The organism is Microbacterium sp. NPDC058342, assembly GCF_042723935.1.
Lineage (GTDB): Bacteria > Actinomycetota > Actinomycetes > Actinomycetales > Microbacteriaceae > Microbacterium.
In genome coordinates, this window is record NZ_JBHXID010000002.1 from 59,687 (window position 1) to 85,118 (window position 25,432).

Annotated in this window: 26 protein-coding genes; 19 read left to right on the forward strand and 7 right to left on the reverse strand. The window is 70.1% G+C overall.

The annotated features are described in order from the left end of the window. Nucleotides 1–17: 17 nt before the first annotated feature. The 4 genes from ACFWHT_RS10265 to ACFWHT_RS10280 are packed head-to-tail and all read left to right on the forward strand — an operon-like array spanning nt 18 to nt 2,677. A complete protein-coding gene (locus ACFWHT_RS10265; RefSeq protein ID WP_378828115.1) occupies nt 18–785 on the forward strand; it encodes a glutaredoxin family protein in 768 nt (255 codons plus the stop codon). Next, nucleotides 778–1,143, forward strand: coding sequence for a thioredoxin family protein (locus ACFWHT_RS10270; RefSeq protein ID WP_378828117.1), 366 nt, complete (start codon nt 778–780; stop codon nt 1,141–1,143). Before ACFWHT_RS10265 ends, ACFWHT_RS10270 begins: the two co-directional genes overlap by 8 nt. Continuing rightward, nucleotides 1,140–1,904 (forward strand): IclR family transcriptional regulator, encoded by a 765-nt coding sequence (locus ACFWHT_RS10275; RefSeq protein WP_378828119.1) that lies wholly within the window; start codon nt 1,140–1,142, stop codon nt 1,902–1,904. The genes ACFWHT_RS10270 and ACFWHT_RS10275 overlap by 4 nt, the downstream gene beginning before the upstream one ends. After that, nucleotides 1,901–2,677: an IclR family transcriptional regulator gene (locus ACFWHT_RS10280; protein ID WP_378828121.1), complete on the forward strand. Its 777-nt coding sequence runs from the start codon at nt 1,901–1,903 to the stop codon at nt 2,675–2,677. Before ACFWHT_RS10275 ends, ACFWHT_RS10280 begins: the two co-directional genes overlap by 4 nt. Here the strand turns inward: ACFWHT_RS10280 and ACFWHT_RS10285 are convergent. Then, nucleotides 2,660–3,682 (reverse strand): alcohol dehydrogenase catalytic domain-containing protein, encoded by a 1,023-nt coding sequence (locus tag ACFWHT_RS10285; protein WP_378828123.1) that lies wholly within the window; start codon nt 3,680–3,682, stop codon nt 2,660–2,662. The two genes, ACFWHT_RS10280 and ACFWHT_RS10285, sit on opposite strands and share 18 nt — an antisense overlap. Next, nucleotides 3,679–4,464, reverse strand: a complete 786-nt coding sequence (locus tag ACFWHT_RS10290; RefSeq protein ID WP_378828125.1) for an SDR family oxidoreductase — start codon at nt 4,462–4,464, stop codon at nt 3,679–3,681. The genes ACFWHT_RS10285 and ACFWHT_RS10290 overlap by 4 nt, the downstream gene beginning before the upstream one ends. A 75-nt stretch (nt 4,465–4,539) precedes the next feature. Between ACFWHT_RS10290 and ACFWHT_RS10295 the strand changes: the two genes are divergently transcribed. Then, nucleotides 4,540–5,304 (forward strand): SDR family NAD(P)-dependent oxidoreductase, encoded by a 765-nt coding sequence (locus ACFWHT_RS10295; protein ID WP_378828126.1) that lies wholly within the window; start codon nt 4,540–4,542, stop codon nt 5,302–5,304. Nucleotides 5,305–5,316: 12 nt separating this feature from the next. Here the strand turns inward: ACFWHT_RS10295 and ACFWHT_RS10300 are convergent, their stop codons facing one another. Genes ACFWHT_RS10300 through ACFWHT_RS10310 form a run of 3 tightly spaced genes read right to left on the reverse strand, consistent with a single transcriptional unit; the run spans nt 5,317 to nt 8,118 of the window. Then, nucleotides 5,317–6,306 carry a 1-phosphofructokinase family hexose kinase gene (locus ACFWHT_RS10300; protein ID WP_378828128.1) on the reverse strand — a complete coding sequence of 330 codons (990 nt, stop codon included), beginning with the start codon at nt 6,304–6,306 and terminating at the stop codon, nt 5,317–5,319. Then, entirely contained in the window at nt 6,287–7,225 is a 939-nt protein-coding gene (locus tag ACFWHT_RS10305) for a transketolase family protein (protein WP_378828131.1), read from the reverse strand. Before ACFWHT_RS10305 ends, ACFWHT_RS10300 begins: the two co-directional genes overlap by 20 nt. After that, nucleotides 7,222–8,118: a transketolase gene (locus ACFWHT_RS10310; RefSeq protein ID WP_378828133.1), complete on the reverse strand. Its 897-nt coding sequence runs from the start codon at nt 8,116–8,118 to the stop codon at nt 7,222–7,224. Before ACFWHT_RS10310 ends, ACFWHT_RS10305 begins: the two co-directional genes overlap by 4 nt. Before the next feature lie 103 nt (nt 8,119–8,221). Here ACFWHT_RS10310 and ACFWHT_RS10315 point away from each other — a divergent pair, with 103 nt between their 5' ends. From ACFWHT_RS10315 to ACFWHT_RS10380, 14 genes are all read left to right on the forward strand, one after another. Next, nucleotides 8,222–9,295: a histidinol-phosphate transaminase gene (locus ACFWHT_RS10315; protein WP_378828135.1), complete on the forward strand. Its 1,074-nt coding sequence runs from the start codon at nt 8,222–8,224 to the stop codon at nt 9,293–9,295. Then, nucleotides 9,292–10,470: a MalY/PatB family protein gene (locus ACFWHT_RS10320; protein WP_378828137.1), complete on the forward strand. Its 1,179-nt coding sequence runs from the start codon at nt 9,292–9,294 to the stop codon at nt 10,468–10,470. The genes ACFWHT_RS10315 and ACFWHT_RS10320 overlap by 4 nt, the downstream gene beginning before the upstream one ends. 171 nt (nt 10,471–10,641) lie before the next feature. After that, nucleotides 10,642–11,769, forward strand: a complete 1,128-nt coding sequence (locus ACFWHT_RS10325) for a thiamine pyrophosphate-dependent dehydrogenase E1 component subunit alpha (protein ID WP_378828139.1) — start codon at nt 10,642–10,644, stop codon at nt 11,767–11,769. An 11-nt stretch (nt 11,770–11,780) separates the two neighbouring features. Further along, nucleotides 11,781–12,746, forward strand: coding sequence for an alpha-ketoacid dehydrogenase subunit beta (locus ACFWHT_RS10330; RefSeq protein ID WP_378829466.1), 966 nt, complete (start codon nt 11,781–11,783; stop codon nt 12,744–12,746). A gap of 22 nt (nt 12,747–12,768) precedes the next feature. After that, on the forward strand, nt 12,769–14,097 hold the full coding sequence (locus tag ACFWHT_RS10335) for a dihydrolipoamide acetyltransferase family protein (protein ID WP_378828141.1): 1,329 nt from the start codon (nt 12,769–12,771) through the stop codon (nt 14,095–14,097). A gap of 72 nt (nt 14,098–14,169) precedes the next feature. After that, nucleotides 14,170–15,153, forward strand: a complete 984-nt coding sequence (locus tag ACFWHT_RS10340; protein ID WP_378828144.1) for a metal ABC transporter solute-binding protein, Zn/Mn family — start codon at nt 14,170–14,172, stop codon at nt 15,151–15,153. Continuing rightward, nucleotides 15,150–15,983 (forward strand): metal ABC transporter ATP-binding protein, encoded by an 834-nt coding sequence (locus tag ACFWHT_RS10345; protein WP_378828146.1) that lies wholly within the window; start codon nt 15,150–15,152, stop codon nt 15,981–15,983. The genes ACFWHT_RS10340 and ACFWHT_RS10345 overlap by 4 nt, the downstream gene beginning before the upstream one ends. Then, nucleotides 15,980–16,834: a metal ABC transporter permease gene (locus ACFWHT_RS10350; protein ID WP_378828147.1), complete on the forward strand. Its 855-nt coding sequence runs from the start codon at nt 15,980–15,982 to the stop codon at nt 16,832–16,834. Before ACFWHT_RS10345 ends, ACFWHT_RS10350 begins: the two co-directional genes overlap by 4 nt. A gap of 83 nt (nt 16,835–16,917) precedes the next feature. Continuing rightward, nucleotides 16,918–18,345 carry a DivIVA domain-containing protein gene (locus ACFWHT_RS10355; RefSeq protein WP_378828149.1) on the forward strand — a complete coding sequence of 476 codons (1,428 nt, stop codon included), beginning with the start codon at nt 16,918–16,920 and terminating at the stop codon, nt 18,343–18,345. A gap of 237 nt (nt 18,346–18,582) precedes the next feature. After that, the gene (locus ACFWHT_RS10360) at nt 18,583–19,038 is read left to right on the forward strand and encodes a Fur family transcriptional regulator (RefSeq protein ID WP_378828151.1); all 456 of its coding nucleotides are present in this window, start codon (nt 18,583–18,585) and stop codon (nt 19,036–19,038) included. Between the two features lie 17 nt (nt 19,039–19,055). After that, nucleotides 19,056–20,093, forward strand: coding sequence for a permease (locus ACFWHT_RS10365; RefSeq protein ID WP_378829468.1), 1,038 nt, complete (start codon nt 19,056–19,058; stop codon nt 20,091–20,093). Beyond that, nucleotides 20,086–20,871 carry a TIGR03943 family putative permease subunit gene (locus ACFWHT_RS10370; protein WP_378828152.1) on the forward strand — a complete coding sequence of 262 codons (786 nt, stop codon included), beginning with the start codon at nt 20,086–20,088 and terminating at the stop codon, nt 20,869–20,871. The genes ACFWHT_RS10365 and ACFWHT_RS10370 overlap by 8 nt, the downstream gene beginning before the upstream one ends. Beyond that, a complete protein-coding gene (locus tag ACFWHT_RS10375; protein WP_378828154.1) occupies nt 20,861–22,531 on the forward strand; it encodes a hypothetical protein in 1,671 nt (556 codons plus the stop codon). Before ACFWHT_RS10370 ends, ACFWHT_RS10375 begins: the two co-directional genes overlap by 11 nt. Continuing rightward, complete coding sequence (locus tag ACFWHT_RS10380) at nt 22,528–23,223, forward strand: DNA-3-methyladenine glycosylase (RefSeq protein ID WP_378828157.1); 696 nt, start codon at nt 22,528–22,530, stop codon at nt 23,221–23,223. The genes ACFWHT_RS10375 and ACFWHT_RS10380 overlap by 4 nt, the downstream gene beginning before the upstream one ends. Nucleotides 23,224–23,229: 6 nt before the next feature. Here ACFWHT_RS10380 and ACFWHT_RS10385 read toward each other — a convergent pair whose 3' ends face one another. After that, nucleotides 23,230–24,228, reverse strand: coding sequence for a LacI family DNA-binding transcriptional regulator (locus ACFWHT_RS10385; RefSeq protein WP_378828158.1), 999 nt, complete (start codon nt 24,226–24,228; stop codon nt 23,230–23,232). Next, nucleotides 24,218–25,426, reverse strand: coding sequence for a Gfo/Idh/MocA family protein (locus ACFWHT_RS10390; RefSeq protein ID WP_378828160.1), 1,209 nt, complete (start codon nt 25,424–25,426; stop codon nt 24,218–24,220). The genes ACFWHT_RS10385 and ACFWHT_RS10390 overlap by 11 nt, the downstream gene beginning before the upstream one ends. Nucleotides 25,427–25,432 lie beyond the last annotated feature (6 nt).

Below are 25,432 nucleotides of genomic sequence, written 5' to 3' on the forward strand. Positions count from 1 at the left end.
GGAGCGAAGGAGCTCACATGACCACCGGACACCTCTCCCCCGAGAAACCCACCATCTTCTGGATGCCGGGCTGCAGCAGCTGCCTGCGCTTGAAGGAATTCATGGAGGGTACGGGCCTCGCATTCGACGCCATCAACGTGGAGGAGGATGATGCAGCCGCGGAGTTTCTCGCCGGGCAGAACGTCAGGCTGCCTGCGATCTCCTGGAACGGAACCTGCCGCAATGGTGTGGCGCTCGCCTCCGTTGCGGAGCTGCTGGGCGTGCCCTATTCGCCTCCGGTGATGCTTGACCCGGCCGAGCTGGTGCGACGCTACGACCGCGTGAACACGGTTCTGCAGTCCATGCTCCGGCACCTGACGCCGGAGACGGAGGGTCTGCGATTCCCGCATCGCCGCCGTGACCTGGCCGAGCTGTTCGGCCACGCGGGGTGCACCATGCGGTACTTCCTCGGCAAGTTCGACGACGCGGAGTTCTCGCTGTTGTTCGACGACCTCGAGCCAGAGGCGCGTGACGCGGCGGATCTCGGCGTGTTCATCGAAGGCACTCGGCGCGCGGTCGCCGAGTGGTGGGAGGACATGGACCCCGACGACCCCATGGACGACGTCCTGGACAGCTACTGGGGCGCGCACACCATGCACGAGCTCCTCGAGCGAGAGGTCTGGCATGCTGCACAACACACTCGTCAGATCGCCCACCTCCTGCAGGAAGCCGCGGTCCAGCTCACCGACACGCTCTCTGACGACGACCTCGATGGTCTCCCTGTTCCGAGGAGGATCTATGCCTGACGTGATCGATGCCGGACCGGCCGAGCTCGACGCCTTGCGATCGGGGCGTGAACCGGCGTTGGTGATGTTCGGAGCCGATTGGTGCACCACGTGTGCCGCGATGATGCCCGCGCTGCGGGAGATCGCCGCGGAGGCCCAGGTGCGGATTCTGCACCTGGACGTCGGCCTGCACCCGGAAGTCGCCGACTCGGAGCAGATCCGCACACTGCCGACGCTGATGGCCTTCGCCGGAGGCGAGGTGACGCATCGCTCCTCCGGAGTGAAGAGGCTCGCGCAGCTGCGAAGGCTCGTCGCCGAGCTATCCGCTACCGTGGAGGACACCCGCGAGACGCGAGCGGGCCGACCGGAGGTGCCATGAGCGAATCGCGTCCTGCCGGGGCGGGGCTGGAGATCCTGGACAAGGCCGACGCGATCCTCCGCGTGCTCGAGAGCGGCATCGCCGATACGGCTGCGACGATCGCGGATACCGTCGGTGAGCCCACCAGCTCCACACATCGACTCCTCGCCAACCTCCGGCAGCTCGGCTGGGTGGACGAGGGAAACCGACGCGGCACCTATCGCCTGGGTCTGACCCTGCTGCAGATCGGCAGTCTCGCAGGTGACCAGCGCGACCTTCAGGTCGAGGCGCTGCCCCGTCTGCAGCGTGTCCGTCGCGAGACGGGACTGACGACCTACCTCTGTGTGCGGGTGGAGGATGCGATGGCATGCGTGGGCTGTTTCGACGGTCGTAGCGTGCAGGCGCTGGCGCTCCGCCTCGGCGGGAGCCTGCCGTTGGATCGCGGCGCCGTCTCCCGGGCATTTCTGGCCGCCACCCCGCGCGCAGAGCGCGATCGCACGCTGGAGCGCCTTGGGCACTCCGCGGCGGCGCGCGCGCGGTGGCAGGAGGAGTTGGATGCCATCCGCGATTCGGGGATATCCATCTCGGATGAGGACGTGACGCGCGGCATCGGCGCCGTCGGAGCCGTGGTACTGAACCACCGAGGTGAACCGGTGGCTGCCATTTCCGTGAGCGGCCTGCGCGACGAAGTGCTCGGCAGCGAGACCGTGGGCGAGCGGGTCCGGGCGGTCGCGGAGGAGATCAGTCGTGCGCTGGGGTACGTGCCGGGCGGTGCGCAGTGAGCGCGCCTCGCCTGATCCGGGTCCTCGCCAACTCGCAGGCGCTGTTACTGTGCCTCGCGGAGCAGGGGCCGATGACCCCGGCGGCGATCGCGTCGCGAACCGGGATACCGCGCTCGTCTGTATACCGGCTGGGTGAGGGGCTGGCGGCGGTCGGCATGGTGGAGATCCGCGATGATGCGACTCTGGCGCTCGCCGACCGCTGGCTGACTCTCGCCGACCGGGCGGCGAACGCCTTCGACATCGGCTCCGCCGGCGAAGTCGTACTGAACGAGCTCGCCGAGAAGACGGGGCAGACGGTCTACCTGTCCGTGCGGCACCACGGCGCAGCGATGTGCGTGCGCTGGGCGCCGGGGAGCGCGGTGAGCATGATGCTGCTCAAGCCCGGTCGTTCGCTGCCGTTGCACGTGGGCGCGGCGGGCCGCCTGATCCTGGCGTTCGATCCGGACGGCGCCGCGAGTCTCCCAGGAGAGCTCAAGCGATTCACACCCTGCACCTTGACCTCCCGGGCGCAGCTCGATGCCGACTCCGCCGAGATCCGGTCCCGCGGGTACTCGCTGTCGGATGAGGACGTGACGTCGGGAATCGGTGCGATCGGTGCTCCCGTGTGGGTCGACGGCTCGCTCGGCGCCGTTCTCTCCGTCGCCGGACTCGCCGACGAGATTCGGGCACGAGCGGACGAGATCGCGGCGGCCGCGGTCGACGCCGCCGACAGCCTGAGCGGATCGATGTCGCAGCGCTCCCAGGGCGCGGATCTGTCAGCGGTCGAAGCGTAGGAGCACCTTCGAGGAGCGTTGTGAGTCCTGTGCGACCTCGAACGCCTCGGTGGCCTCGGCGACAGGGAACTCGTGCGTTATCACCTCGTCGAGTTCGGGGTGATCTCGAAGGAGCACGACGGCTTCGTCGATCTCCGTGTCGAACCGCCAGGTGCCCCGGTAGACGATCTCGCGACGGATCAGCTCGCCGACCTCGATGTCGGCGCGCTCCACGGAGGGGATGGCGAGCTGGATCACGGTGCCGCCGTCGGCTACCTGGCGAAATGCCCCTCGGATCGCAGCTGCCGCGCCCGATGCTTCGATGACGACGTCGAACCCGCCGCTCGGCGGGGACTGGTCAGGGATCAGGTAGCTGGTTGCCGCGCCGAGGCGCACTGCGCGCTCGATGGCCTGCGCGGCGATGTCAGCGGCCGCCACCCGTGCGCCGCTGATACGCGCGGCTGCGACGGCCAGGAGGCCGATGGGCCCGCACCCGACGACGAGGACCCGCTCGCCGGCGAGCTCGCCGGCGAGATGGATGGCATGGAGCGCGACGGCGAGCGGCTCGGCGAGTGCTGCGCGACGCAGGGGGAGGGCGGAGGGCAATACACGCACCTGGTCCGCCTTGACGACGACGCTGTCAGCGAAGCCGCCCTGGGTGTGTGGCAGGGTCGATGCGCTGCCCAAGTAGCTGCCCGTCAGCAGGTGCCGTCCGGTCGGACCCTCGCCCGCGCGGGCACAGGGTTGAGCGGGATGCACGGTGACGTGTGTGCCCAGCGGTGGTCCGTCCACGCCGTCGCCGTGCCCGCTGACGACGCCAGAGAACTCGTGCCCGAGGGTGAGGAAGGACATGACCTCGAAGGAGCCGTTGCGTCCAGACGTCGCGTAGTGCAGGTCGGAGCCGCAGATGCCGCCGTAGGCGACATCGATGCGCACCTCTCCCGCGCCGGGCGCCGGCCTGGGCGTCGACCTCACGGCCACGCCACCGCCGGGGCCCACGCGGACGGCGCTCATGGTCTCGGTCACGATGCTGACTCCGGCAGCATCGGAGTCGCGTCCTGCGTGCCGCTGAAGGCCTGAAGCCGCGTAGCGACGACGCTGATCTCGGCGATGTTGGTGCGGTTGGGCAGCGAGACGACGGTGAGCACGGCCTCGGCGAGATCCTCTGGAGCGACGGCGAGATCACGGACCTCGCGCGGAGGAGGGACGGGTCGCTTGTCGAGGATCTCGGTGTCGACGATGCCGGGAAGGACGGTGCACACGCGCACGCCGTGCCGGTGCTCGTCACGCGACAGACCGCGCGCCAGACCGAGTAGCGCAGCCTTCGACGCGCCGTACGCGGCCCCGGAGTGGTCGGGCCAGGAAGCCGCAATGCTCGAGATGATCACGACGTCTCCCGCGCGGTCGCGCAGCTGAGGGAGGGCCACGCGGATCGTGTTGAAGACGCCGTGCAGGTTGGTCTGGATCACGTGGTCGAACGAGTCGGCGGTGAGTTCAGCGAACCGTCGCTGCGGAATGTTGGTGCCGGCCGCGAGCACGAGGATGTCTGCCGGCGCCGAGCGCTCGATCCGCGCCATCACGGTCTCCAGGGCTGCAGTGTCGCTGACATCGACGACGTGAGGTGTGAACCGTCCGGATTCGCGGTGTTCAGGTGCGACGGAGTTCAGGGCGCCTTCGCGTCGGGCCAGCCCGTGCACTGCGGCTCCGGCGTCGAGGAGGCGACGGACGACGGCCGCTCCGATGCCGCTTGACGCACCCGTGACGACGGCGGTTCGTCCGGCGAGAACACCACTATCCGGTTTCGACATCGAAACCCTCCCATCTGGTTCTAATTATCATACACTGGACTCACTGCCCATTGAAAGAGAGTACAGGAGTGTTCGATGAGTGCACATGAGGTCGTCGTCACCGGAGCCGGACAAGGGATCGGTGCAGCTACCGCGGCGCTCTTCGCCTCGCGCGGATGGACGGTCACCGTCGCAGACCTGGACGGGACCGCGGCCAGGGCCATGGCCGATCGGCTCAATGCCGATCATCCGTCTTCCGGCGGTGCGCACCGTGGCGTGGGGGTGGATGTGACCCGTGAGAACGACGCCCGTGAAGTGGCGGCTGCGCTGACGGAAGCCGGCCGAGCGGCTTCCGCGCTGGTGAACTGCGCGGGAATCATCGCACGCATGCCTGCGGAGGAGCAGGATACGGATTCATGGAACAGAGTGCTGACTGTGCACCTCACGGGTGCGCTCAACATGAGCAAGGCGCTGTTCCCGCAGTTGAAGACGACCGGGGGCTCGGTGGTCAACATCGCCTCGGTCGGCTCGACCTTCGGACTGCCCGGTCGGCTCGCGTACGCCACGGCGAAGTCCGGCGTGATGGGAATGACGAGGACCCTGGCCGTCGAGTGGGGCCGCTACGGCATTCGAGTGAACGCGGTCGCGCCCGGCTATGTGGCGACCGAGATGGTGCGATCCGGGCTGCGCACCGGTGCGCTGAGCGAGGGTGCCCTCCTGGCCAGGACACCGCTGAAAAGGCTCGCCGAGCCCGAGGAGATCGCGGCGGCGATCGCCTTCCTCGCATCCGACGACGCCTCGTTCGTCAACGGAGCAATGCTCCGTGTCGACGGCGGCCTGACGGTCGACGGCACGTTCTGAGCGCGATCCCGGTCAGCCGAGTGGCACGGCTGCCGGGAGCTCGCGTGCGGAGAGCCCGTGGCTGGAGGGAAGCGCCGAAGCGACGGGAGACGTGCTCTGCACGGTCAGCGCTCCCCAGCTCACACCCGTGCACAGTGCGTCATGGATGTCGAGGGAACCACCGGTCTCGATTCTTGAGAGGAATCCGGCGAGCAGTGCGTCGCCGGCTCCGGTGGTATCGAGGACCGGTACGCGGGGCGCAGCGCAGATCAGCGAGTGGCGATCGTCGAGGTAGATCGCGCCCCGATCGCCCAGACTCGCGAGCACCGCACTCGCGCCCATGTCCCGCAGAACCTGAGCAGCCGCGACGGCGCCGTCGAGATCGGGGACCGCATGTCCCGTCGCCTCCGACAGCTCGCTCGCGTTCGGTTTCACCAGATCTGGACGCATCCCCGCCGCGAGCAGCCTGCGGAGTTCGACACCCGCGGTGTCGAGGGCCACACGGATGCCGGACAGCTGAGTCTCGGCTGCGAGACGCTCCAGCGGCGCCGGTCGGCCGTCGACGTCCGGTAGCGCACCGCCAAGAACGACCCAGCGGGCGCGTTCTCGGCGCGCCGTTGCGAGGACTCGATGATGCAGCCCAAGCCAATCGTCGGTCGCCATGGGAGCTGCTCTGTCGTTCACATTCGTCGTGGCGCCGCCGTCCTCGACGAGGATGACGTTCGTTCGCCCCACCCCGGCGACATCGAGGATCTCCAGGTGATCCGGCACGGAAGCGGGCACCAGCGCCGGATCCAGAGGGAGCACCGCGATCGCTCGCTTCCGCCCCGCCACCAGGCTTCCGGCCACGTTGACGCCCTTGCCGCCGAGTGCGGTTCGGGAGAAGCCTGCGCGGTTGACCTCGCCCGGTTGGAGCGTGCTCAGGGAGTATGTGCGGTCGATGCTCGGCGCGGGCGTGAACGTGAGCGCGGTCAGCTCCAGCTGCTCGTCGTCCAGGTCGCGGTCATGAACCGTCGCGTCCACCCAGGAGCTCCATCATCCGGTCCGCGACCCGCTGCGCACTGAGGCCGTAGCGATCGAGGAGGAATTCGTTCGGAGCGGACTCGGCCCACCCGTCTGCGAGACCGATCCGGTCCACGCGTCGTGGAGCACGCGCGGAGAGCACCTCCGATATGAGGCCCCCGAGCCCTCCGAAGACGCTGTGTTCCTCCACTGTCACCACGTGGTCACAGTCTCCGATCATGTCGAGCAAGGCGTCCTCATCGAGCGGTTTCAGTGTCGGGAGATGGATGTGCCGTATCCGGTGGGCGTGCGCCACGATGTCGAGCGCCTCCACCGTGCGCGATGTCTGGACGCCGGTGGAGATCACGACCAGCCGCGCGTCGTCGGCATCGCGCAGCAGCCTTGGCTCTCCGAGGACGAAGCCCTGAGGCTCTCCCACCGGTGAGACCGCGTCGCGGGCGACGCGCAAGTAGAGCGGCTGCTCGAAATCGCCTGCCCAGCGCATCATGGCCTCCAGCTCGTACTCGTCAGCGGGAGCGAGAACCGCGAAGTGCGGCATCGCGCGCATGATCGCGATGTCGGCGAGGTCCTGATGAGTCTTTCCGCTCGCGCCGGTGAGCAGGCCCGAATACGAGCCGACGACCCGCACCGGCGCCTTGGTCTGAGAGACGAGCATGCGCAACTGGTCGAGTGCGCGATGCGTGAGGAACACGCCGAAGGTGGACAGCCACGGTCGGTAGCCGACGGTGCTCATTCCGACGGCCACCCCGACCAGATTCTGTTCGGCGATGCCCGCCTCGACGAAGGCCTCCGGGACGCGCTCGGCGACGATGTCCGCCCTGGTCGAGGTCGCCAGGTCTCCGTCGATCACGACGATGCGATCGTCTTCGGCGGCGAGCTCTGCGAGCACCTCGCCCCACACCACGCGCTGGCTCTTCATCGTGCGTTCATCCTTTCTGCGGGGCCGAGCAACTCCGCCCGTGCGAGGGCGAGCTGCTCGGGGGACGGCACTCCGTTGTGCCATGTGAAGTGGCCCTGGGTGAAGGACACTCCGCGACCTTTCATCGTGCGGGCGATGATCGCCGTCGGTGCCGCACCGGTGCCACGGCGTGCCTCTGCGCGGTCGAACGCCGCCCGGATGTCCTCGAGGTCGTGTCCGTCGATCTCCTCGGCCTCCCAGCCGAACGCCCGGAGCGCGGCGACGAGGTCCACATGCCCCATGGGCTCGCTGCGATCGAACCGCGAGGTGCCGTCGGAGGGCCAGCCGAACTGCTGAAGGCCGTTGTTGTCGACGATGAGCGTCAGGTTGTCGAGCCGGTACCTCGGCGCCATTATGACGCTCTCCCAGATCATGCCCTCCTGCAGCTCGCCGTCACCGCAGAGCACCCAGGTGTGGACGTCGGTTCTTCTCTTCTGCGAAGCGAGAGCGATGCCCGTGCCCATGGCGAGGCCCTGCCCGAGGGACCCCGTCGAAGAGTCCACCCCCGGCGTGAGCAGCATGTCGGGATGGCCCTGCAGGCGGGAATCACCGTGATCGAAGGTGAGCAGCTCCTCTACGGGGAAGAAGCCCCGCAGCGCGAGCACGGCGTAGAGCCCGATCGCGGAGTGACCTTTCGAGAGGATGAAGCGATCCCGCTCTGGCCAGTCGGGACGCGCAGGGTCTATGCGCAGCCGGTCGAAGTACAGCGATATCAACAGGTCCATCGCTGACATCGGCCCACCGATATGGCCCGCCTTGCTCGATGCGACCGTCTCGAGCACGTGCAGACGTGCGCGGGCTGCGAGGTCGGCCAGTTCAGCGTCACTGCGCACAGGGGTGGTGGGAGAAGCCACGATGCCTCCTTACTCTTATGTAATGAACAGTACGTCCATTCCCTGAGAATCGCAACCGATGAAGAATGGCGCCGGGTGAAAGTGCTGCTCATAGACTGTTCCCGTGACCGAGCCGACGCTGCCCCGAATCCGCCCAGAGATCGCCGCCCTTCCGCCGTACCGGCAGGGAAAGCAGGCGGGGGCCGACGCCTTCAAGCTCTCCAGCAACGAGAACCCGTTCGAGCCGCTGCCGTCGGTGCTCGAGGCGCTCACCCGCACCACCCCGATCAATCGGTATCCGGATGCCACCGCAGGCGCGCTCCGCGCGCGCCTGGGCGAGAAGTACGGCGTCGGGCCGGATGCGGTGCACGTGGCATCCGGCTCCGTCTCGATCCTCCACCAGCTGGTTCTCGGGACCTCGTCCGTCGGCGACGAGGTCGTCTACGCCTGGCGCTCCTTCGAGGCCTACCCCAGCCTTCCTCTGGTCGCCGGCGCCACCGGCGTGCAGGTCCCCCTCGCGGCGGGTGCGCGGCACGACCTCGACGCGATGGCGGATGCCGTCACCGAACGCACCCGCGTGATCATCGTCTGCACGCCGAACAACCCGACGGGGCCGATCGTCACCAGCGCCGAGTTCGCGGCGTTCGTCGCGCGCGTGCCGCAGGACGTCCTCATCATCCTCGACGAGGCCTACGCCGAGTTCGTGACGGCGCCCGACGCGGTCGACGGGCTCGAGGAGCGCATCTTCGAGAAGCACCCCAACGTGGTGGTGCTGCGCACCTTCTCCAAGGCGTTCGGGCTCGCCGGCCTGCGCGTCGGCTACGCGATCGGGCACCCGCGCGTGCTCGACGCCGCCCGCACCACGGGCATCCCGCTGTCGGTCACCAGCGCCGCCGAGCGCGCCGCCATCGCCAGCCTGGATGCCGAGGCCGAGCTGCGCGAGCGCGTCGGCGTGATCGTCGAGCGCCGCACGCGCCTGCTCGGCGGTCTGCGCGCGCAGGGCTGGGACGTGCCCGACTCGCAGGCGAACTTCGTCTGGCTGCCCGCAGGCGAGCGCACCGACGAGGTCGCGGCGGCGTTCGACGCCGCAGACCTGATCGTGCGCCCGTTCTCGGGCGACGGCATCCGCATCTCCGTCGGTGAGGAGGAGTCGATCGAGCAGGTGCTGCAGGTCGCCGCGGCGCAGGTCAGGGCATGACCTACGACTTCGAGACGGTCGTCGATCGCACCGGCACCGGTGCGGCCAAGTGGGATTCGATGCGTGCCGCGAACCCCGCGGTGCCCGCCGGCATCTCGCCGTTCTCCGTCGCCGACCTCGACCTGAGGATCGCTCCGGAGATCATCGATGGCTTGCGCGAGCACCTGCAGGAGGCGGTGCTCGGCTACACGACGGCCACGGACGAGTACTGGGATGCGGTGACCGGCTGGTTCCGCGAGCGGCACGACTGGGCGGTCGACCGCGAGCACATCGTGCTCGCCCCGGGCGTGGTGCCGGCGTTCAACACCGCCGTGCGCGCGGTGACGCGCCCCGGCGACGGCGTGATCGTGCAGACCCCCGCGTACTACCCCTTCTTCGGCGCCGTCGAGGGCAACGACCGCGTGGTCGTCCGCAACCCGCTCGTGCTGCGCGACGGCCGCTGGCGGATCGACCTCGACGACCTGGCCGAGAAGGCCGCCGACCCCCGCACCACGGCCCTGCTGTTCTGCAGCCCGCACAACCCCACCGGCCGGGTCTGGGAGCGGGAGGAACTCGAGGCCGTCTGGCGGATCGCCCGCGACCACGGCCTCACGGTCATCAGCGACGAGATCCACTTCGACCTCGTCATGCCGGGAATCCGGCACACCGTCTTCTCCACGCTCAACGACGACGCCGCCGCGCGGACCATCGTCTGCACCGCGCCCAGCAAGACCTTCAACCTCGCGGGCATGGCGACCAGCAACATCGTGATCGCCGATGAGGCGCTGCGGCAGCGGTATCTGGAGGATCAGGCCCGCACCGGGTTCTTCACCCTCAATGCGCTGGGCTTCCAGGCCTGCCGCCTCGCGTACACGCGGGCAGGCGGCTGGCTCGACGGCCTCGTCGACCTCGTGCAGGGCAACCACGAACTGGTGCGCTCGTTCCTCGCCGAGCGGATGCCCGAGGTCGTCGTGCACGATCTGGAGGGCACGTACCTGCAGTGGATGGACTTCCGCGCCCTGGGGCTCTCGGCGCAGGAGTTGCAGCGGGTCCACGAGCAGGAGGCCCTGGTGTTCTTCGACGAGGGCGCGATGTTCGGCCCGGAGGGCGAAGGCTTCGAGCGCATGAACCTCGCCGCGCCCCGGCACGCGGTAGCCGCGGCGCTGGAGCGGCTCGTCGCGGCGCACGGGCGCTGAACCCGGGCATCCCGTCCGTGGATGTGGCGCAACACGCCGCATCCCTGCGGCGGATGCAGCGCGTCGCGCCACATCGACGGGGCCCGACCGTCGAAAGTCCGCATTCCGACCAGGTGCTAGGGCCCCCGAACTATACGTGACCGGGCATGCGGGCGTGGGTAGCGTGGAGCCGTGACCACGACCGAAACACCCCTCGTTCGCGTCCTGGAAGCGGATGGATCATTCGCTCCGTCGGCGGCATCCGAGCCCTATCTGCCCCTTGTCGACGCGCTCACCGACGCGGAGCTCGAGCAGTTCTACCGCGACATGGTGATCATCCGCGACATCGACACCCAGGCCACCAACCTGCAGCGTCAGGGTCAGCTGGCGCTCTGGCCGCCGAGCCGCGGGCAGGAGGCCGCGCAGGTCGGATCCGCCCATGCCGCGCGCAGACAGGACACGCTCTTCCCCTCCTACCGCGAGCACGTGGTCGCCCGCGTCCGCGGCGTGGACCCGGTCGACATCATCAAGCTCATGCGCGGGCTCTCGCACGGCGGCTGGAACCCCACCGACCCGAAGAACGGCAACACGCGCATCTACACGCTGGTGCTCGGATCGCAGACCCTGCACGCCGCCGGCTACGGAATGGGCCTCGCGTTCGACGGCAAGACGGGCTCCGGCGATCCGGAGCGCGACGAGGCTGTCGTCGTCTACTACGGCGACGGCGCCTCGAGCCAGGGGGATGTGCACGAGGCGATGGTCTTCGCGGCCAGCTACGACGCGCCGGTGCTGTTCTTCCTGCAGAACAACCACTGGGCCATCTCCGTCCCCGTCGAGACCCAGTCGAAGGTTCCTCTGGTCGGACGCGGAACCGGCTACGGCATCCCCTCGGTGCGCGTCGACGGCAACGACGTGCTCGCCAGCTACGCGGTCTCCCGGGCGCTGCTCGACGAGTCGCGCGCCGGGCTCGGGCCGCGCGCGATCGAGGCGGTCACCTACCGGATGGGCGCGCACACCACCAGCGACGACCCGACCAAGTACCGCGGCTCCGACGAGGAGCAGGAGTGGGCGCGGCGCGACCCGATCGCGCGGATGCGCACGTTCCTGCTCGGCCGCGGCGCGTCGGCGTCCTTCTTCGACGAGGTGGATGCCGAGGCGGCGGATGCTGCCGAGGACCTGCGCGCTCGAACGGTGGCGCTGACCCCGCCCGAGCCGGAGAAGATGTTCCAGCACGTGTACAGCGACCCGCATCCGCTCGTCGACGAACAGCGGGAGTGGCTGGAGCGGTACGAGGCGTCGTTCGAGGGAGGCGCGCTGTGACGCTTTCGACCATGCCCTTCTCGAAGGCGCTCAACGCCGGGCTGCGCAAGGCTCTCGAGGACGACCCCCGCGTGCTGCTCATGGGCGAGGACATCGGCAGGCTCGGCGGCGTCTTCCGCGTCACCGAGCACCTGCAGCGCGATTTCGGCGACCGCCGTGTGCTCGACACACCGCTCGCGGAGTCCGGAATCGTCGGCACGGCGATCGGGCTGGCGATGGCCGGTTTCCGCCCGGTGTGCGAGATCCAGTTCGACGGCTTCGTCTTCCCCGCCTTCGACCAGATCACCTCGCAGCTGGCGAAGATGACCAATCGGCACGAGGGCGCGCTGTCCATGCCGATCGTCATCCGCATTCCCTACGGCGGGCACATCGGAGCCGTCGAGCATCACCAGGAGAGCCCCGAGGCGTACTTCACGCACACCCCGGGCCTGCGCGTCGTCTCGCCGTCGACGCCGAATGACGCCTACTGGATGATCCAGGAGGCCATCCGGTCGAACGACCCGGTGATCTTCCTGGAGCCCAAGAGCCGTTACTGGCCCAAGGGCGAGGTGGACCTCTCCGCATCCGCTCTCCCGCTGCACTCCTCGAGAATCGTGCGCCGCGGCACCGACGTCACCCTCGTCGGGCACGGCGCGATGGTGACGACCCTGCTGCAGGCTGCGGCGCTCGCCGAAGCCGAGGGGACGAGCTGCGAGGTCGTCGACGTGCGCTCCCTCTCGCCCGTGGACTACGGCCCCATCCTCGACTCGGTGCGATCCACCGGGCGGATGGTCTACGCACAGGAGGCCCCCGGGTTCACCAGTCTGGGCAGCGAGATCTCCGCGACCGTCATGGAGCGCGCCTTCTACGCCCTGGAAGCGCCCGTGCTGCGGGTCTCGGGCTTCGATGTGCCCTTCCCGCCCGCCAAGCTGGAGGGCTCCTACCTTCCGGATGCCGATCGCATCCTCGAGGCCGTCGACCGATCCCTCGCCTACTGACCGTCGCACGAAGGACATACTCATGACCACTCAGACCTTCACCCTTCCCGACGTCGGCGAGGGCCTCACCGAGGCCGAGATCGTCGCCTGGAAGGTCGCCCCCGGCGACACCGTGGCGATCAACGACGTGATCTGCGAGATCGAGACGGCCAAGTCGCTCGTCGAGCTGCCCTCGCCCCATGCCGGGACGGTGGGCGAGCTGCTCGTCGCCGAGGGCGTGACCGTCGAGGTCGGTGCGCCGATCATCACCTTCGTCACCGACGGGACGGATGCTGCGGAGCCGACGCCAGCGGCCCCCGCGGCCGACGAGGGCGGCGGTTCGGTGCTGGTCGGCTACGGCAGCGGCGGCGGTGCCACCTCGCGCCGCAAGCGGCCGGCCGAGCGCCCGGTGCGCTCGTCGGTGGGAGTGATCGCCAAGCCCCCGATCCGCAAGCTCGCCCGCGACCTGCACGTCGACCTGAACGAGGTGACCGCGACCGGCGCCGACGGCGAGGTCACCCGCGACGACGTCGTGAACCACGCCTCGCAGGCCAGCGTGTTCCGCAACATCCAGACTCCGGAGTGGGGCGACGTGCGCGAGGAGACGGTCCCCGCGCCGGCAACCGCACCCGTGGGCCTGGCCCGGGGCATCCGGCCCGTCTCGGATCCGGAGCGATCCGAGACGATCCCCGTCAAGGGCGTGCGCAAGGCCACCTCCTCGGCGATGGTGCAGAGCGCGTACTCCGCACCGCACGTGACGGTGTGGAAGGAGGTCGACGCGACCCGCACGATGGAGCTCGTCAAGCGGCTGAAGGCGTCGCCCGACTTCGCCGACATCCGTGTCTCGCCGCTGCTGATCATGGCCCGCGCCGTGATCTGGGCGGCCCGCCGCACGCCGATGGTGAACGCCGCGTGGCTGGACACCGAGGACGGCGCGGAGATCGTCGTGCGGCACTACGTGAACCTCGGCATCGCCGCGGCCACTCCGCGCGGACTGCTCGTGCCGAACATCAAGGACGCGCAGGATCTGGGCATGAAGGATCTCGCCCGTGCGCTGAACCGGCTGACCGTGACGGCGCGGGAGGGGAAGACCAGCCCTGCCGACCAGCAGGGCGGCACGATCACGATCACCAACATCGGCGTGTTCGGCATGGACGCCGGGACCCCGATCATCAACCCCGGCGAGGCCGGCATCGTCGCCATGGGCACCATCGCGCAGAAGCCGTGGGTCGTCGACGGCGAGGTGCGCCCGCGCTGGGTGACCACGGTCGCCGGATCCTTCGACCACCGCGTGATCGACGGCGACGGCATGAGCCGCTTCATCGCGGATGTCGCCTCGATCATGGAGGAGCCCGCCCTGCTCGTCGACTGATAGGCCGCATGCGATGGATGGTCGGCGCCGCTCAAGTTGATAATGGTTCTCATTAGCGTTTAGCATGGGGCAATGCGAAAGATCCTGACCTCGGCGGCGCTCGGCGCCGCGTCCGTGCTCGTGCTCGCCGGCTGCTCCACGACTCCTGCGGCGGAGGGCGGCGATGAGGGGATCGCCGTCGTCGCATCCACCAACGTCTACGGCTCGCTGGCCGCGCAGATCGGCGGCGACCGCGTGGAGGTCACGAGCCTCATCGATTCCGTCGCCAAGGATCCGCACTCCTACGAGGCGACCGCCCGCGACCGGCTCGCCGTGCAGAAGGCCGACCTCGTGATCGAGAACGGCGGCGGCTACGACTCGTTCATGACCGACCTGCGCGAGGGGTCGGATGCCGCGGTCATCACCGCTGCGGAGTTCTCGCACGACTACCCCGGCGCGGACGGAGACCACGCCCACGAGCACGAGGACGAGCACACCGACGAACACGGTCACGAGCACACCGACGAGCACGAGGGCCACTCGCACATCGAGGGCTTCAACGAGCACGTCTGGTTCGACGTGCACACGATCACCCACGTGGTCGAGCAGATCACCGCCGACCTCTCCGAGCTCGACCCGGAGGGGGCATCCGACTTCACCGCCGCCGCCGACGATCTGACCGGCGAGCTCACGGCGCTCGAGGGCGACCTCGATGCGCTGCACGAGCAGTACGAGGCGCAGAAGGTGTTCATCACCGAGCCGCTGCCCGGCCTCCTGGCGGCGTCCGCCGGCCTCGACGACGTCGCACCCGACGGGTTCGCCGCCGCGGTCGAAGAGGGCAACGACGTCGCCCCCGCGATCCTGCTCGACGCTCTCGACATCATCGAGGCCGGTGACCTGCGGGCGGTGCTCACCACGGCGCAGACCGGAGGGTCCGAGACGACGCGGGTGATCGATGCCGCGAAGCAGGCCGACATCCCCGTCGTGACTTTCTCGGAGCTGCTGGACGCCGATCAGTCGTACGCTGAGTGGATGCGCTCTGCAATAGACGACCTGGAGACCGCGCTCGAACGATGAGCGCGGCCGTCCTCAGCATCCGCGGCGCCGCCCTGCACCGCGACGACCGGGAACTCTGGTCGGGCCTCGATCTCGACGTCGAGGAAGGCGAGTTCATCGCCGTGCTCGGGCCCTCGGGCTCGGGCAAGACCACGCTGCTGCGCAGCATCCTGGGGCTGCAGCCGCTCTCTGCCGGATCCGTCACCGTCGGGGGCGACCCCGCGCGGCGCGGCAACCCGCGGATCGGCTACATCCCGCAGCAGCGGCCGCTGCCGCCCGACACCAGCCTGCGCGCGCGTGACGTGGTGGCGCTCGGTGTGAACGGAGCCCGCTTCGGACTCCCTCTCCCGCGCCGAGGCGAGCGGGCACGCGTCGACGCCCTGCTCGCCGGCGTCGGTGCCGCGCACTACGGCGACCGCCCGGTCGGGCTGCTCTCCGGCGGCGAGCAGCAGCGGCTGCGCGTGGGGCAGGCCCTCGCCGATGACCCCGCGCTGCTGCTCTGCGACGAGCCGCTGTCGAACCTCGACCTCGCCAACCAGCGCGCGGTGACCGAGATCATCGACTGCCGGCGTCGCGAGCACCGCACGGCCGTGCTGTTCGTCACGCACGACATCAACCCGATCCTCGATCGCGTCGACCGCATCCTGTACATCGCGGGCGGTCGTTTCGTGCTCGGCACCCCCGACGAGGTGCTGCAGAGCCACGTGCTCACCGCCCTCTACGGCACCCCGGTGTTCGTGTTCCGCGCCGGCGGCAGGCTGGTCGTCGTCGGCGTGCCGGATGCCGAGACGCACCACGACCACGGCGACGACTCCGCCACCGGTGTCCTCCCGACGAGCGGCGCCGCATGAGCCCGCTGCTCGACTGGGGCGACGTCTTCTCGTTCCAGGACTACGGCGAGCTGCTCGCCCTGCTCGCGAACTCCCTCGTCGCCGGCGCGGTGCTCGGCATCGTCGGCGGGCTGATCGGCGTCTTCGTGCTGCAGCGCGACCTGGCGTTCGCGGTGCACGGCGTGAGCGAGCTGTCGTTCGCGGGCGCCGCGGCCGCGCTGCTGTTCGGCGGCAGCGTCGTGGTCGGCTCACTCGCCGGAGCCCTTGTCGCCGCCGTCCTCATCGGCGTGCTGGGTGCACGGGCACGGGATCGCAACTCGATCGTCGGCGTGCTCATGCCGTTCGGGCTCGGCCTGGGCATCCTCTTCCTCTCGCTGTACGACGGCCGAGGCGCCAACCGCTTCGGCCTGCTCACCGGCCAGATCGTCTCGGTGTCGAACCCCGACCTGGGTTGGCTGATCGGGATGAGCCTGATCGTCCTGGTGGGCCTGCTGCTGATGTGGAACCCGCTGCGCTTCGACTCGCTCGACCCCGAGTCCGCCGCCGCGCGGGGCGTGCCGGTGCGGGCGGTGAGCCTGGCGTTCATGGTGCTGCTCGGCCTGATCGTCGCCGTCAGCGTGCACATCATCGGCGCCCTGCTCGTGATGGCACTTCTGGTGACCCCGGCCGCGGCGGCCATGCGTCTGTCGGCCGGACCGGTCGCCGTCCCGTTGCTGGCGGCGCTGTTCGGTTTCGTGTCGGCGGTGGGCGGCATCCTGCTCGCGCTGGCGGGCACCCTGCCGGTCAGTCCGTACATCACGACGGTCTCGTTCCTCATCTACGGGGGATGCTGGCTGGCCCAGCGCATCCGCACCCGCGTGCGCCGGGCCTGAATGTTCCGATCCCGTCGTCGGCGCACCGCCCGGGATGAGAACATGGATGCCGGGGGCAGACTTCTTCAGAAAGGTGGCGACCGGTGAGCGAGACGCACGAGTCGGACAACGGGCAGAACGGCGACTTCTTCGACCAGCTGCTGACGACCGCGCCGAACAAGGAGCATGCGTCTTTCACGCAGGCGTTCCGCGGCTACGACAAGGCCGAGGTGGATGCCGCGGTCGCCACGCTGCGCGACCAGCTGGCTCGCCTGACGGCTGACCGCGAAACGGCCGATGCCCGTCATCGCGAGACCATCGATTCCCTGCGCGAGCAGAACGAGCGCACCCTGGCCGACGCGCGTGCTGAGAGCGAGGCGCGTCTCGCCCGGCTCGAGGATGAGCTCACCACGGTGCGCGCGCAGGCCGACGATGCCGCAGCGCAGGTCGCCACCCTGGCCACCGAGCTCAGCGATGCGCCCCAGGGCGCCGACGAGCCGCAGAGCCGCCAGCAGTTCGAGGCCGTGCTGCGCGTGGCCGAGGAGCAGGCGAGTGTGCTGATCCACAATGCCGCCACGCAGGCCGAGCGCCTGCTCGCCGCCGCCCGCGAAGAGGCCGAGGCCAAGCGGGCGGAGCTGGCCGCCGACGTGGCGCGCATCACCGCCCAGGCGCAGAGCGATGCCGACCAGGTGCGCCTGCGGATCGAGACCGAGCTCACCGCGCATCAGGCGCGCCTGGAGCGCGAGTCGGCGCACGCCGCCGAGAAGGTCGTGCAGGCCGAGCAGGAGGCCGCGACCGTTCGCACCGAGGCCGAGAAGGGCGCCGCGGCGCTGCGCGCCATGGTCACCCGCGAGACCAGCGACCAGCGGTCGGATGCCGAGCGCGAGGTGCGCGAGATGAACGCCCGCGTGCTGGAGTTCGAGGAGACCCTGACCCGCCGCCAGGACGATGCGCAGCAGGAGTTCCTGGTGCTGCACAACCAGGCCGTCGCGCACGCCGAGCGCATCACCACGGATGCCAACGAGCGGGTGGCCGCGTCGCTCGAGCACGCGCAGCGCATCTCGGCGAAGGCGGATGACTACGAGCGGCTGATGCGCTCGCAGGCGCAGGCAATCGAGGCCGACGCCCAGGTCAAGTCGCGCGAGACGCTTGATCGTGCCCGGGCGAAGGCGCAGAAGATCATCGAGTCGGTCACCGGTCATGCGACCGCAGCTCTGCGCGATGCCGAGGACCGCACGCGTCAGCTGCGCTGGCAGCAGCAGCAGCTGAACAGCTTCATGGCCGAGGTGCGCGAGTTGATCCGTCCCGAGGGGGTGCTGGCGCGTCCGGCATCCGAGGAGCCGCAGCAGACCGATGACAGCCCCATCGCGCAGGATCTCGACACCGAGTTCGACGAGCTGCTCGACGAGCAGGACCCGGACGAGTCCGACGACGAGGCCCTCGACGACGAGCCCGACGAGGATGCCGATCTCGAGGACGCCGAATCCGACGCGGACGACCTGGAGGATGCGGACGCCGAGTCGCGCTCCTGACGGCATCCCGGGCCGCAGCGCGCACCCCCACGTTCTGAGACATTCCTGATGGCGCGTCCCAGCAGAGGCGAGTGCGCGCGGCCCGCACCGGCGCTTTCTGGGACACGGGGCCGGAGGTGGGTTCAGCAGCGGCGGGTGGATGCCACGCCCACCCGCTCTTTCTGAGACATGACCCTGCGGACGGGCGGGCCTCAGGGCACTCGGCCGGGGCCAAGGGACACGGCCTAGACTCGAGGCATGGCTCAGCGGAACACCTGGCAGCGAGAGCGCGTGCGCGATGCGCTCGCCGACGCGCGCGGTTTCGTGAGCGCGCAGACCCTGCACGCCGACCTGCGACAGGCGAACACCGGGATCGGGCTCGCCACGGTGTACCGGGCGCTGGCGGGGCTTGCCGCATCGGGCGATGCGGACTCGCTGCAGAGCCCCGAGGGCGAGGCGCTCTACCGCGCCTGCGCCACGCAGGGGCACCACCACCATCTGATCTGCCGCTCCTGCGGGCGGGCGGTCGAGATCGAGGCGACCGACGTCGAGCAGTGGGCGCAGCGCACTGCGGCGGTGCACGGATTCCGTGACGCCGAGCACGTCGTCGACATCTTCGGACTGTGCGCGCAGTGCGCCGCGGCGGCCGATGCGACCACAGCTCCCGGCGGAGCAGCCGCTGACGGAGCAGCCCCTGACGGAGCAGGGGAGTGACCTCAGCTCCGCCACGGATGCCGCATGCGGCGTCCCCCGGCAGCACGGCTCGCGCGCACCGCCACGCGCCGCGCCGCATCCCGCTGGGCCGGGCTCTGGCGATCGGCGCGGGCATCCTCGCCGTGTTGGTGCTCATCGACGTGCTGGCGCCCACGCTGTTCCCGAAGGCGCTGCCCGACCGTGCCCAGGACGGACTGACCCTGTCGCTGAGCGTGCTCATCGAGGCGCTGCCGTGGGTGTTCGTCGGCGTCGTGCTGTCGATCGTGGTGCAGGTCTGGCTGCCGTCGGATGCGGTGCAGCGATGGCTGCCGCGCAGCGCCTGGGCGCGACGCGCCGTGCTGTCGCTGCTGGGCATGTTCGTCCCCGTGTGCGAGTGCGGCAACGTGCCCTTCGCGCGCGGACTGATGATGCGCGGCCTGGCGCCCGCCGAGGCGCTCACGTTCCTCATCGCGGCACCGATCGTGAATCCCATCGTCATCCTCACCACGCACGCCGCCTTCGGCTGGGACGGCGGCATCCTCGTGGCGCGCCTGGTCGGCGGGTACGTCATCGCCAACCTCATCGGCTGGGTCTACAGTCGACACCGCGATCCGCAGGCGCTGCTCACCGCCCGCTTCGTCGAGACGTGCGAGCACGTGGCCCACGAGCCCGGTTCGCCCACCCGGCGCAGTCTCGTCCAGTTCCTCGTGGAGCTGCGGGCCGTCATGCCCGCCCTTGTGATCGGCTCGGCGCTCGCCGGGGCCGTGCAGGTGCTGGTGCCCCGCGACGTGCTGCTCGCGATCGGATCGAACCCGGTGCTGTCGATCCTGGCGATGGTGGCGCTGGCCATGACCGTCGCGATCTGCTCCAACGTCGACGCCTTCTTCGCACTGTCGTTCGCCTCGACGTTCTCGTCCGGCGCGATCATCGCCTTCCTGCTGGTGGGCCCGCTCGTCGACGTCAAGATGCTCGCCCTGCTGCGCACCACTTTCACCGCGCGCGTGCTCGCCGGCCTCGTCGGCATCGTGGTGCTCAGCGCCTGCGCCATCGGGATCGGGGTGAACGTCTTTGGCTGATCAGCATGCGGCAAGCACTCCGCGACTGCGCGCGCTCGCCAGCCGCTGGCTGGGTCTCGGTCTCGCCACCGTCGTCGCCGTGGTGACCCTCGGCTTGGGCGTCACCGGACGCCTCACTCTGTACGTCAGCCCCGAGACGGTCTGGTTCGCCTGTGCCGCATCCGCTCTGCTGCTGATCATCGCGGTGTGGTCCTGCACGATCCCGCTCGGCGGGGAGGGCGATCACGACCACACCGCGTCGGCGTCGGGAACGGATGCCGCCGCATCCCGTCGCCGGCTGCTGCAGACCGCCGGCGTGGTGGCGGGCGGTGTGGTGGCCTCGGGCGTGGTGCTGGCCGGCCTCCTGCTGCCTCCGGCGTCGCTGTCGGCCCAGCTCGCGATGTCGCGCGCCGGCGAGGCGACGGTGCTGTTCGCCGGCGCCGACGATGTGACCATCGGAGTCGCCGACACGACCACCTTCGGAGTCGGCGACTGGGCGAGCGCCTTCGCGACCGCCACACGCCCGGAGAACTTCGACGGCGCGGCGGTGACCCTCACCGGCTTCGTGACCCCGGGTGAGGGCGACGGCGTCGGCCTCACCCGCATGACGATCACGCACTGCGTGATCGACGCCCAGCCCGCCACCGTGCCGGTCGCGGGCGGGCTGACCGGCGACTACGAGACCGGCCAGTGGGTCGAGGTCACCGGCACGGTGCGGGCGGATGCCGACGGCATGCTGCGCATCGAGCCGAGCGCGGTGAAGAAGGTCTCGGAGCCGAAGGATCCGTATGAGTACTGACGGATCCGAGGACGCACCCCTCACCCGCGCGCAGCTGCGCGCGCTGCGCGCGGCGCAATCCCCGGCCGTCTCGGAATCGGAACCGGCACCGGAGCCCGAGCCCGGACCAGCCGCGGAGCCCGAACCCGCACCAGCCGCGACGCCCGAACCCGCACCAGCCGCGGAGCTCGAACCCGCCCCCGCGGTGCCGCACGGCATCCCCGTCCCCACCGCGCCCATCGCCGTGGGCCTCACCGTCCCCACCGTGCCCGAGCAGACCGACACCGCCCGGGAGCACCGGCCGTCAGGGCCGGGCAATCGGCGCTTCACGCTCGCCCTGCTCGGCGTCCTCGGCGCGCTCGTGCTCGTCGCCGGGGTGCTCGGCGTGATCAGCCTCACGCAGGGGCCGCGGGTCAGCCAGGTGCAGGTCGATCCGGCGCAGGCCGTCGAGAGCTCGGGCAGTCGTCTGATCCTCACCGCCAACCAGAGCCTCGCGACGGTCGAACCCGAACAGGTCGCCGTCGATCCCGCGGTGCCGTTCACGGTGGACACGGCGGGGCGCAGCATCGGCATCCGCTTCACCGTCCCGCTCGACGACGAGACCACCTACCGCGTCACCGTGGGCGGCGTCGTCGCCGCCGGCGGCGGCCCGAAGAGCGAACTGGCCACCTCGTTCACCACTCCCGCCACGCGCATCCTGCTGCTCCAGCGCGACGCCGACGGTGACGACAAGATCTTCAGCACCGACCTCACCGGCGAGCGGGCGCGGTCGGTGTTCCAGCACCCGCGCATCGACGACTTCCGGGCGACCTCCGACCTCATCGTCGCGGCCGTCGAAGAGGAGAACGGGTCCCGCCTGCTCGTGATGAACCGCGACGGCTCGGGACAGCGCGAGCTGAAGCTCCCCGGCGAGGGGTACGTGTCGTCGGTGCAGGTGTCGGATCGCGGCGGCCTGGTCGGCTACAGCTACTCGGATCGCGACCTCACCGAGACGTCCGGTCGGGCGAGCGTGCTCGTCACCCAGCCGCTCAGCGGTGCCGACGAGCCGCGCATCGTGCAGATCGAGGACGCCGACGCGAGCGTCGCCGAATGGCAGTTCGTCCCCGACTCGTCGTCCATGCTGTTCATCGACTTCGACGGCGCGCTCAGCGTCGAGGACCCCACCACGACGAACGGCGTGCAGTCCATGGGGAATGCGGCGAGCATCCTCGGTGTCAGCCGTGGCACCTATACGGCGATCGTGCAGCGCACCGACGCGAGCATCGTGCAGCTCGACCTGACCAGCGGCGACGAGACGCCGCTGCCGGCGTCCGAGCCCGACTACGGCGATGCCGACGAGATCGTGCCCTACCCCGGCGGCACGCTGCGGCACATCGTGCAGCGCGACGAGGGCGGCATGCCGACGGGACAGGCGGTCGTGCGCGTGGACGACGACGGCACGGCCGAGATCGTCAGCGAGGTCGGCGGCACGGACTCGATCGTGCAGACCTGCGTCTCGCCCAGCGGGCAGTACGCCGCGGTCGTCGTCGCCCCGGACCTGCCGAACAACGACTACGACGACCTGCTGCTGCCGCTGCCCGTCACGCTGCACACCCAGCTGATCGACCTCGCGGGCGAGCGAACGCTGCCGACGCTGAGCGGCTTCGACGTCTCATGGTGCGGACAGGCACCGCAACCGTGACGCGCGACGGCACGGCCCTGCGACCCGCCCGGCGTGACGACCTGCGCGGTCTGCCCCTCGACGTCGCCCCGCGCCTGCTCGGCGCCGAGCTCGCGACCGACGTCGACGGAGAGCGGATCCGGCTGCGCATCACCGAGGTCGAGGCCTATCACGGCCGCGGCACGGGCGATCTCCCGGACCCGGGCTCGCACGCGCGCATGGGTCCCACGGCCCGCAACGCCACCATGTGGGGTGAGCCCGGGCACCTCTACGTGTACCTGAGCCATGGCATCCACTCCTGCGTCAACGTCGTGTGCGGTCCGGAGGGCACCGCCGGGGGAGTGCTGCTGCGCGCCGGCGAAGTCGTGGAGGGGATGGATGCCGCGGCTCGCCGCCGCGGGGTCGGCTCACCTCTCTCGCGCACGGCCCTGCGCGATCTCGCGCGCGGACCGGGGCGGCTCGGTCAGGCCGTGGGTCTGCGCTACGCGCTGCACGACGGCATCGATGCGGTCGACGGCGCCGAGCAGAACGGCGCGGTCGCACGGCTGATGCTGGGCCGGATGCTCGACGACGTCTCCGCCGGCCCGCGCGTCGGCGTCGCGGGCGTCGCCGGCACCATGGCGTTCCCGTGGCGGTTCTGGATCACGGGCGACCCGACGGTGTCTCCGTTCCGGTGGGGCCGCGGGGCGGCCGAGGCCGCGCGCACTCCCTGACGCGCGTCAGAGCGTGCAGCCGCACGACTCCCGGATGCGCAGACGCGTCGGGAACGCACGGTGGTCGGCAGCGGCATCCGGATCCCCAAGGAGCTGCACCGCGGCCTCCGCCATCTCCTGCAACGGCTGCGCGGCGGTGGTCAGGCGGGGCCACACGAAATCGGCGGTCACCGTGCCGTCGAAGGAGACGATCGCGATCTCGTCCGACACCCGCACACCGCGTTCGCCGAACGCGGTCAGCATGCCGATCGCGATCTGATCGGATGCCGTCAGCACCGCTCGCGGCATCCCGCCCGCCTCGACGAGCCGCACCGCGGCGTCGTACCCGCCCTGATAGCTGAACGGCGTGTGCAGGAGCGGTCCCAGCGGCAGCCGCGCGGCTGTCAGCGCATCTCGCCATCCTCGCTCGCGCTCGTCGTACCGTGCGGCACTGCCGGCGAAGGCGATCTCGCGGTAGCCGTGCCCGATCAGATGCTCGGTCGCCGTCCGCGCGCCCAGCGCGAAATCCACGCCCACGCTGGCCAGGCCGTCGGTCTCGCCGAACTGGCCGATCACGACCGTCGGGATGCCGAGCGACTCGACCAGCGACTGCTCGCTCGCCGTGAGGACGTCTGCGATGATCAGCCCGCCGATCTGCCGCGACGCGAGATCGCGGATCTGCTCGGAGGTGGAGATCTGGGTGCGATCGGAGTTCACGATCAGCAGGGAGCGTCCCGCGTCGGCCGACGCCTGGTCGAGGGCATGGCAGAGCTCGGCGAAGAACGGGTTGCGGTTGTCGTGCACCAGCAGGCCGAACATGTCGGCCGCGCCCATCGACAGTGCCCGCGCGGCGGCATTGGGGCGGTAGCCGAGCACGCGCACGGCGTCCAGCACCCGCTCCCGCGTGAGCGGGGCCACGGCCTTCGGCCCGTCGTTGAGCACGTAGCTCACGACGGCGGTGCTGACGCCGGCGTAGCGCGCGACGTCAGCGCGGGTCACCGAGCGCGAACGGCGCTCAGCGGACATCCGGATCCCCCATATCGGGGATCCTCAGGCGCTCGCCGCCGCGGCGGGCGGACTCGTGGGCGATCACCCCGGGCAGGGTGAAGCGCGCGGCCTGCCAGGCGTTCACCGGCGGCAGGGTGCGATCGTTCACGGCGCGCACGAAATCGTCCACAAGGAAATGGTGGCTGCCCTCATGCCCATTGTGCAAGGGGAGGAGCTCGTCGGGGATGCGCGCGCGGTCCCTCTCGTGGATCGCGGCGTACCCCGAGACGAAGGCGTCGCGCAGCGCCGGGGCGACGTGGGCGAGCGACGGGTCGTCGTGCGAGACCGAAGCGTGCGTGTCGATGAGGTGGGAGATGTCCTCGACGCCGTCGCGGTTCTGCCACACCGACGTCCGGGCCAGCTGCTCGAACGATGCCTCAGTGCCGAACCAGCGGAAACGCGACTCGCGCAGATGCGCGGGGTAGCCGACACGGCGGAACTCGTTCACGCGCATCGAGCCGCCGGCGGCGAGCTCGAACAGCGCCGTCGCATTGGAGAAGTCGTTGTCGAACTGGCTGACCGACCGATCGAACACGCCGTCGCCGCGCTGATCGACGACGCCGACGGCCGATACGGCTGTCGCGTGCGTGGGCCAGGCGCCGAGCACCCCGCCGATCGAGTGCGTCGGGTAGAGCATCGGCGGATAGCTGGCGGTGGCCTTCCAGTTCTCGCCGCCGGAGTACTGGTAGGCGTCGTAGAAGCCGAGGTCCATGTCGTGGACGTAGTCGCCCTCGCCGTAGAACAGCCGGCCGAACGCGCCCTCGGCGATCCGCTGGCGGGCGAACACCGTGGCCGGGTTGTAGTAGCTCGTCTCGCCCATCATGTAGGTCAGGCCGGTCTCGCGGACGGCGTCGATGATGGCCGCGATCTCCTCGGTCGTGATCGCCATCGGCACGGCCGAGTACACGTGCTTGCCGGCGCGCAGCGCCTTGACCACCAGCGGCCCGTGCGTCCAGCGCTGCGTGAAGATCGCGACCGCATCGATCGCCGGATCGGCGAGCATGTCGTCGAAGGCGGTGAACGTGCCCGCCAGTCCGGTCCTCCGCACGAGCTCGTCCGCGCGCGCGGGGATCACGTCGGTCACGTGCACCGCGGAGACGCCGGGGTGGTGGTGGAACAGCGTCGCGAACTGACCGGCGAACTGGCCGGCTCCGACGATCCCCAGGGTGAAGCCCATGTACTC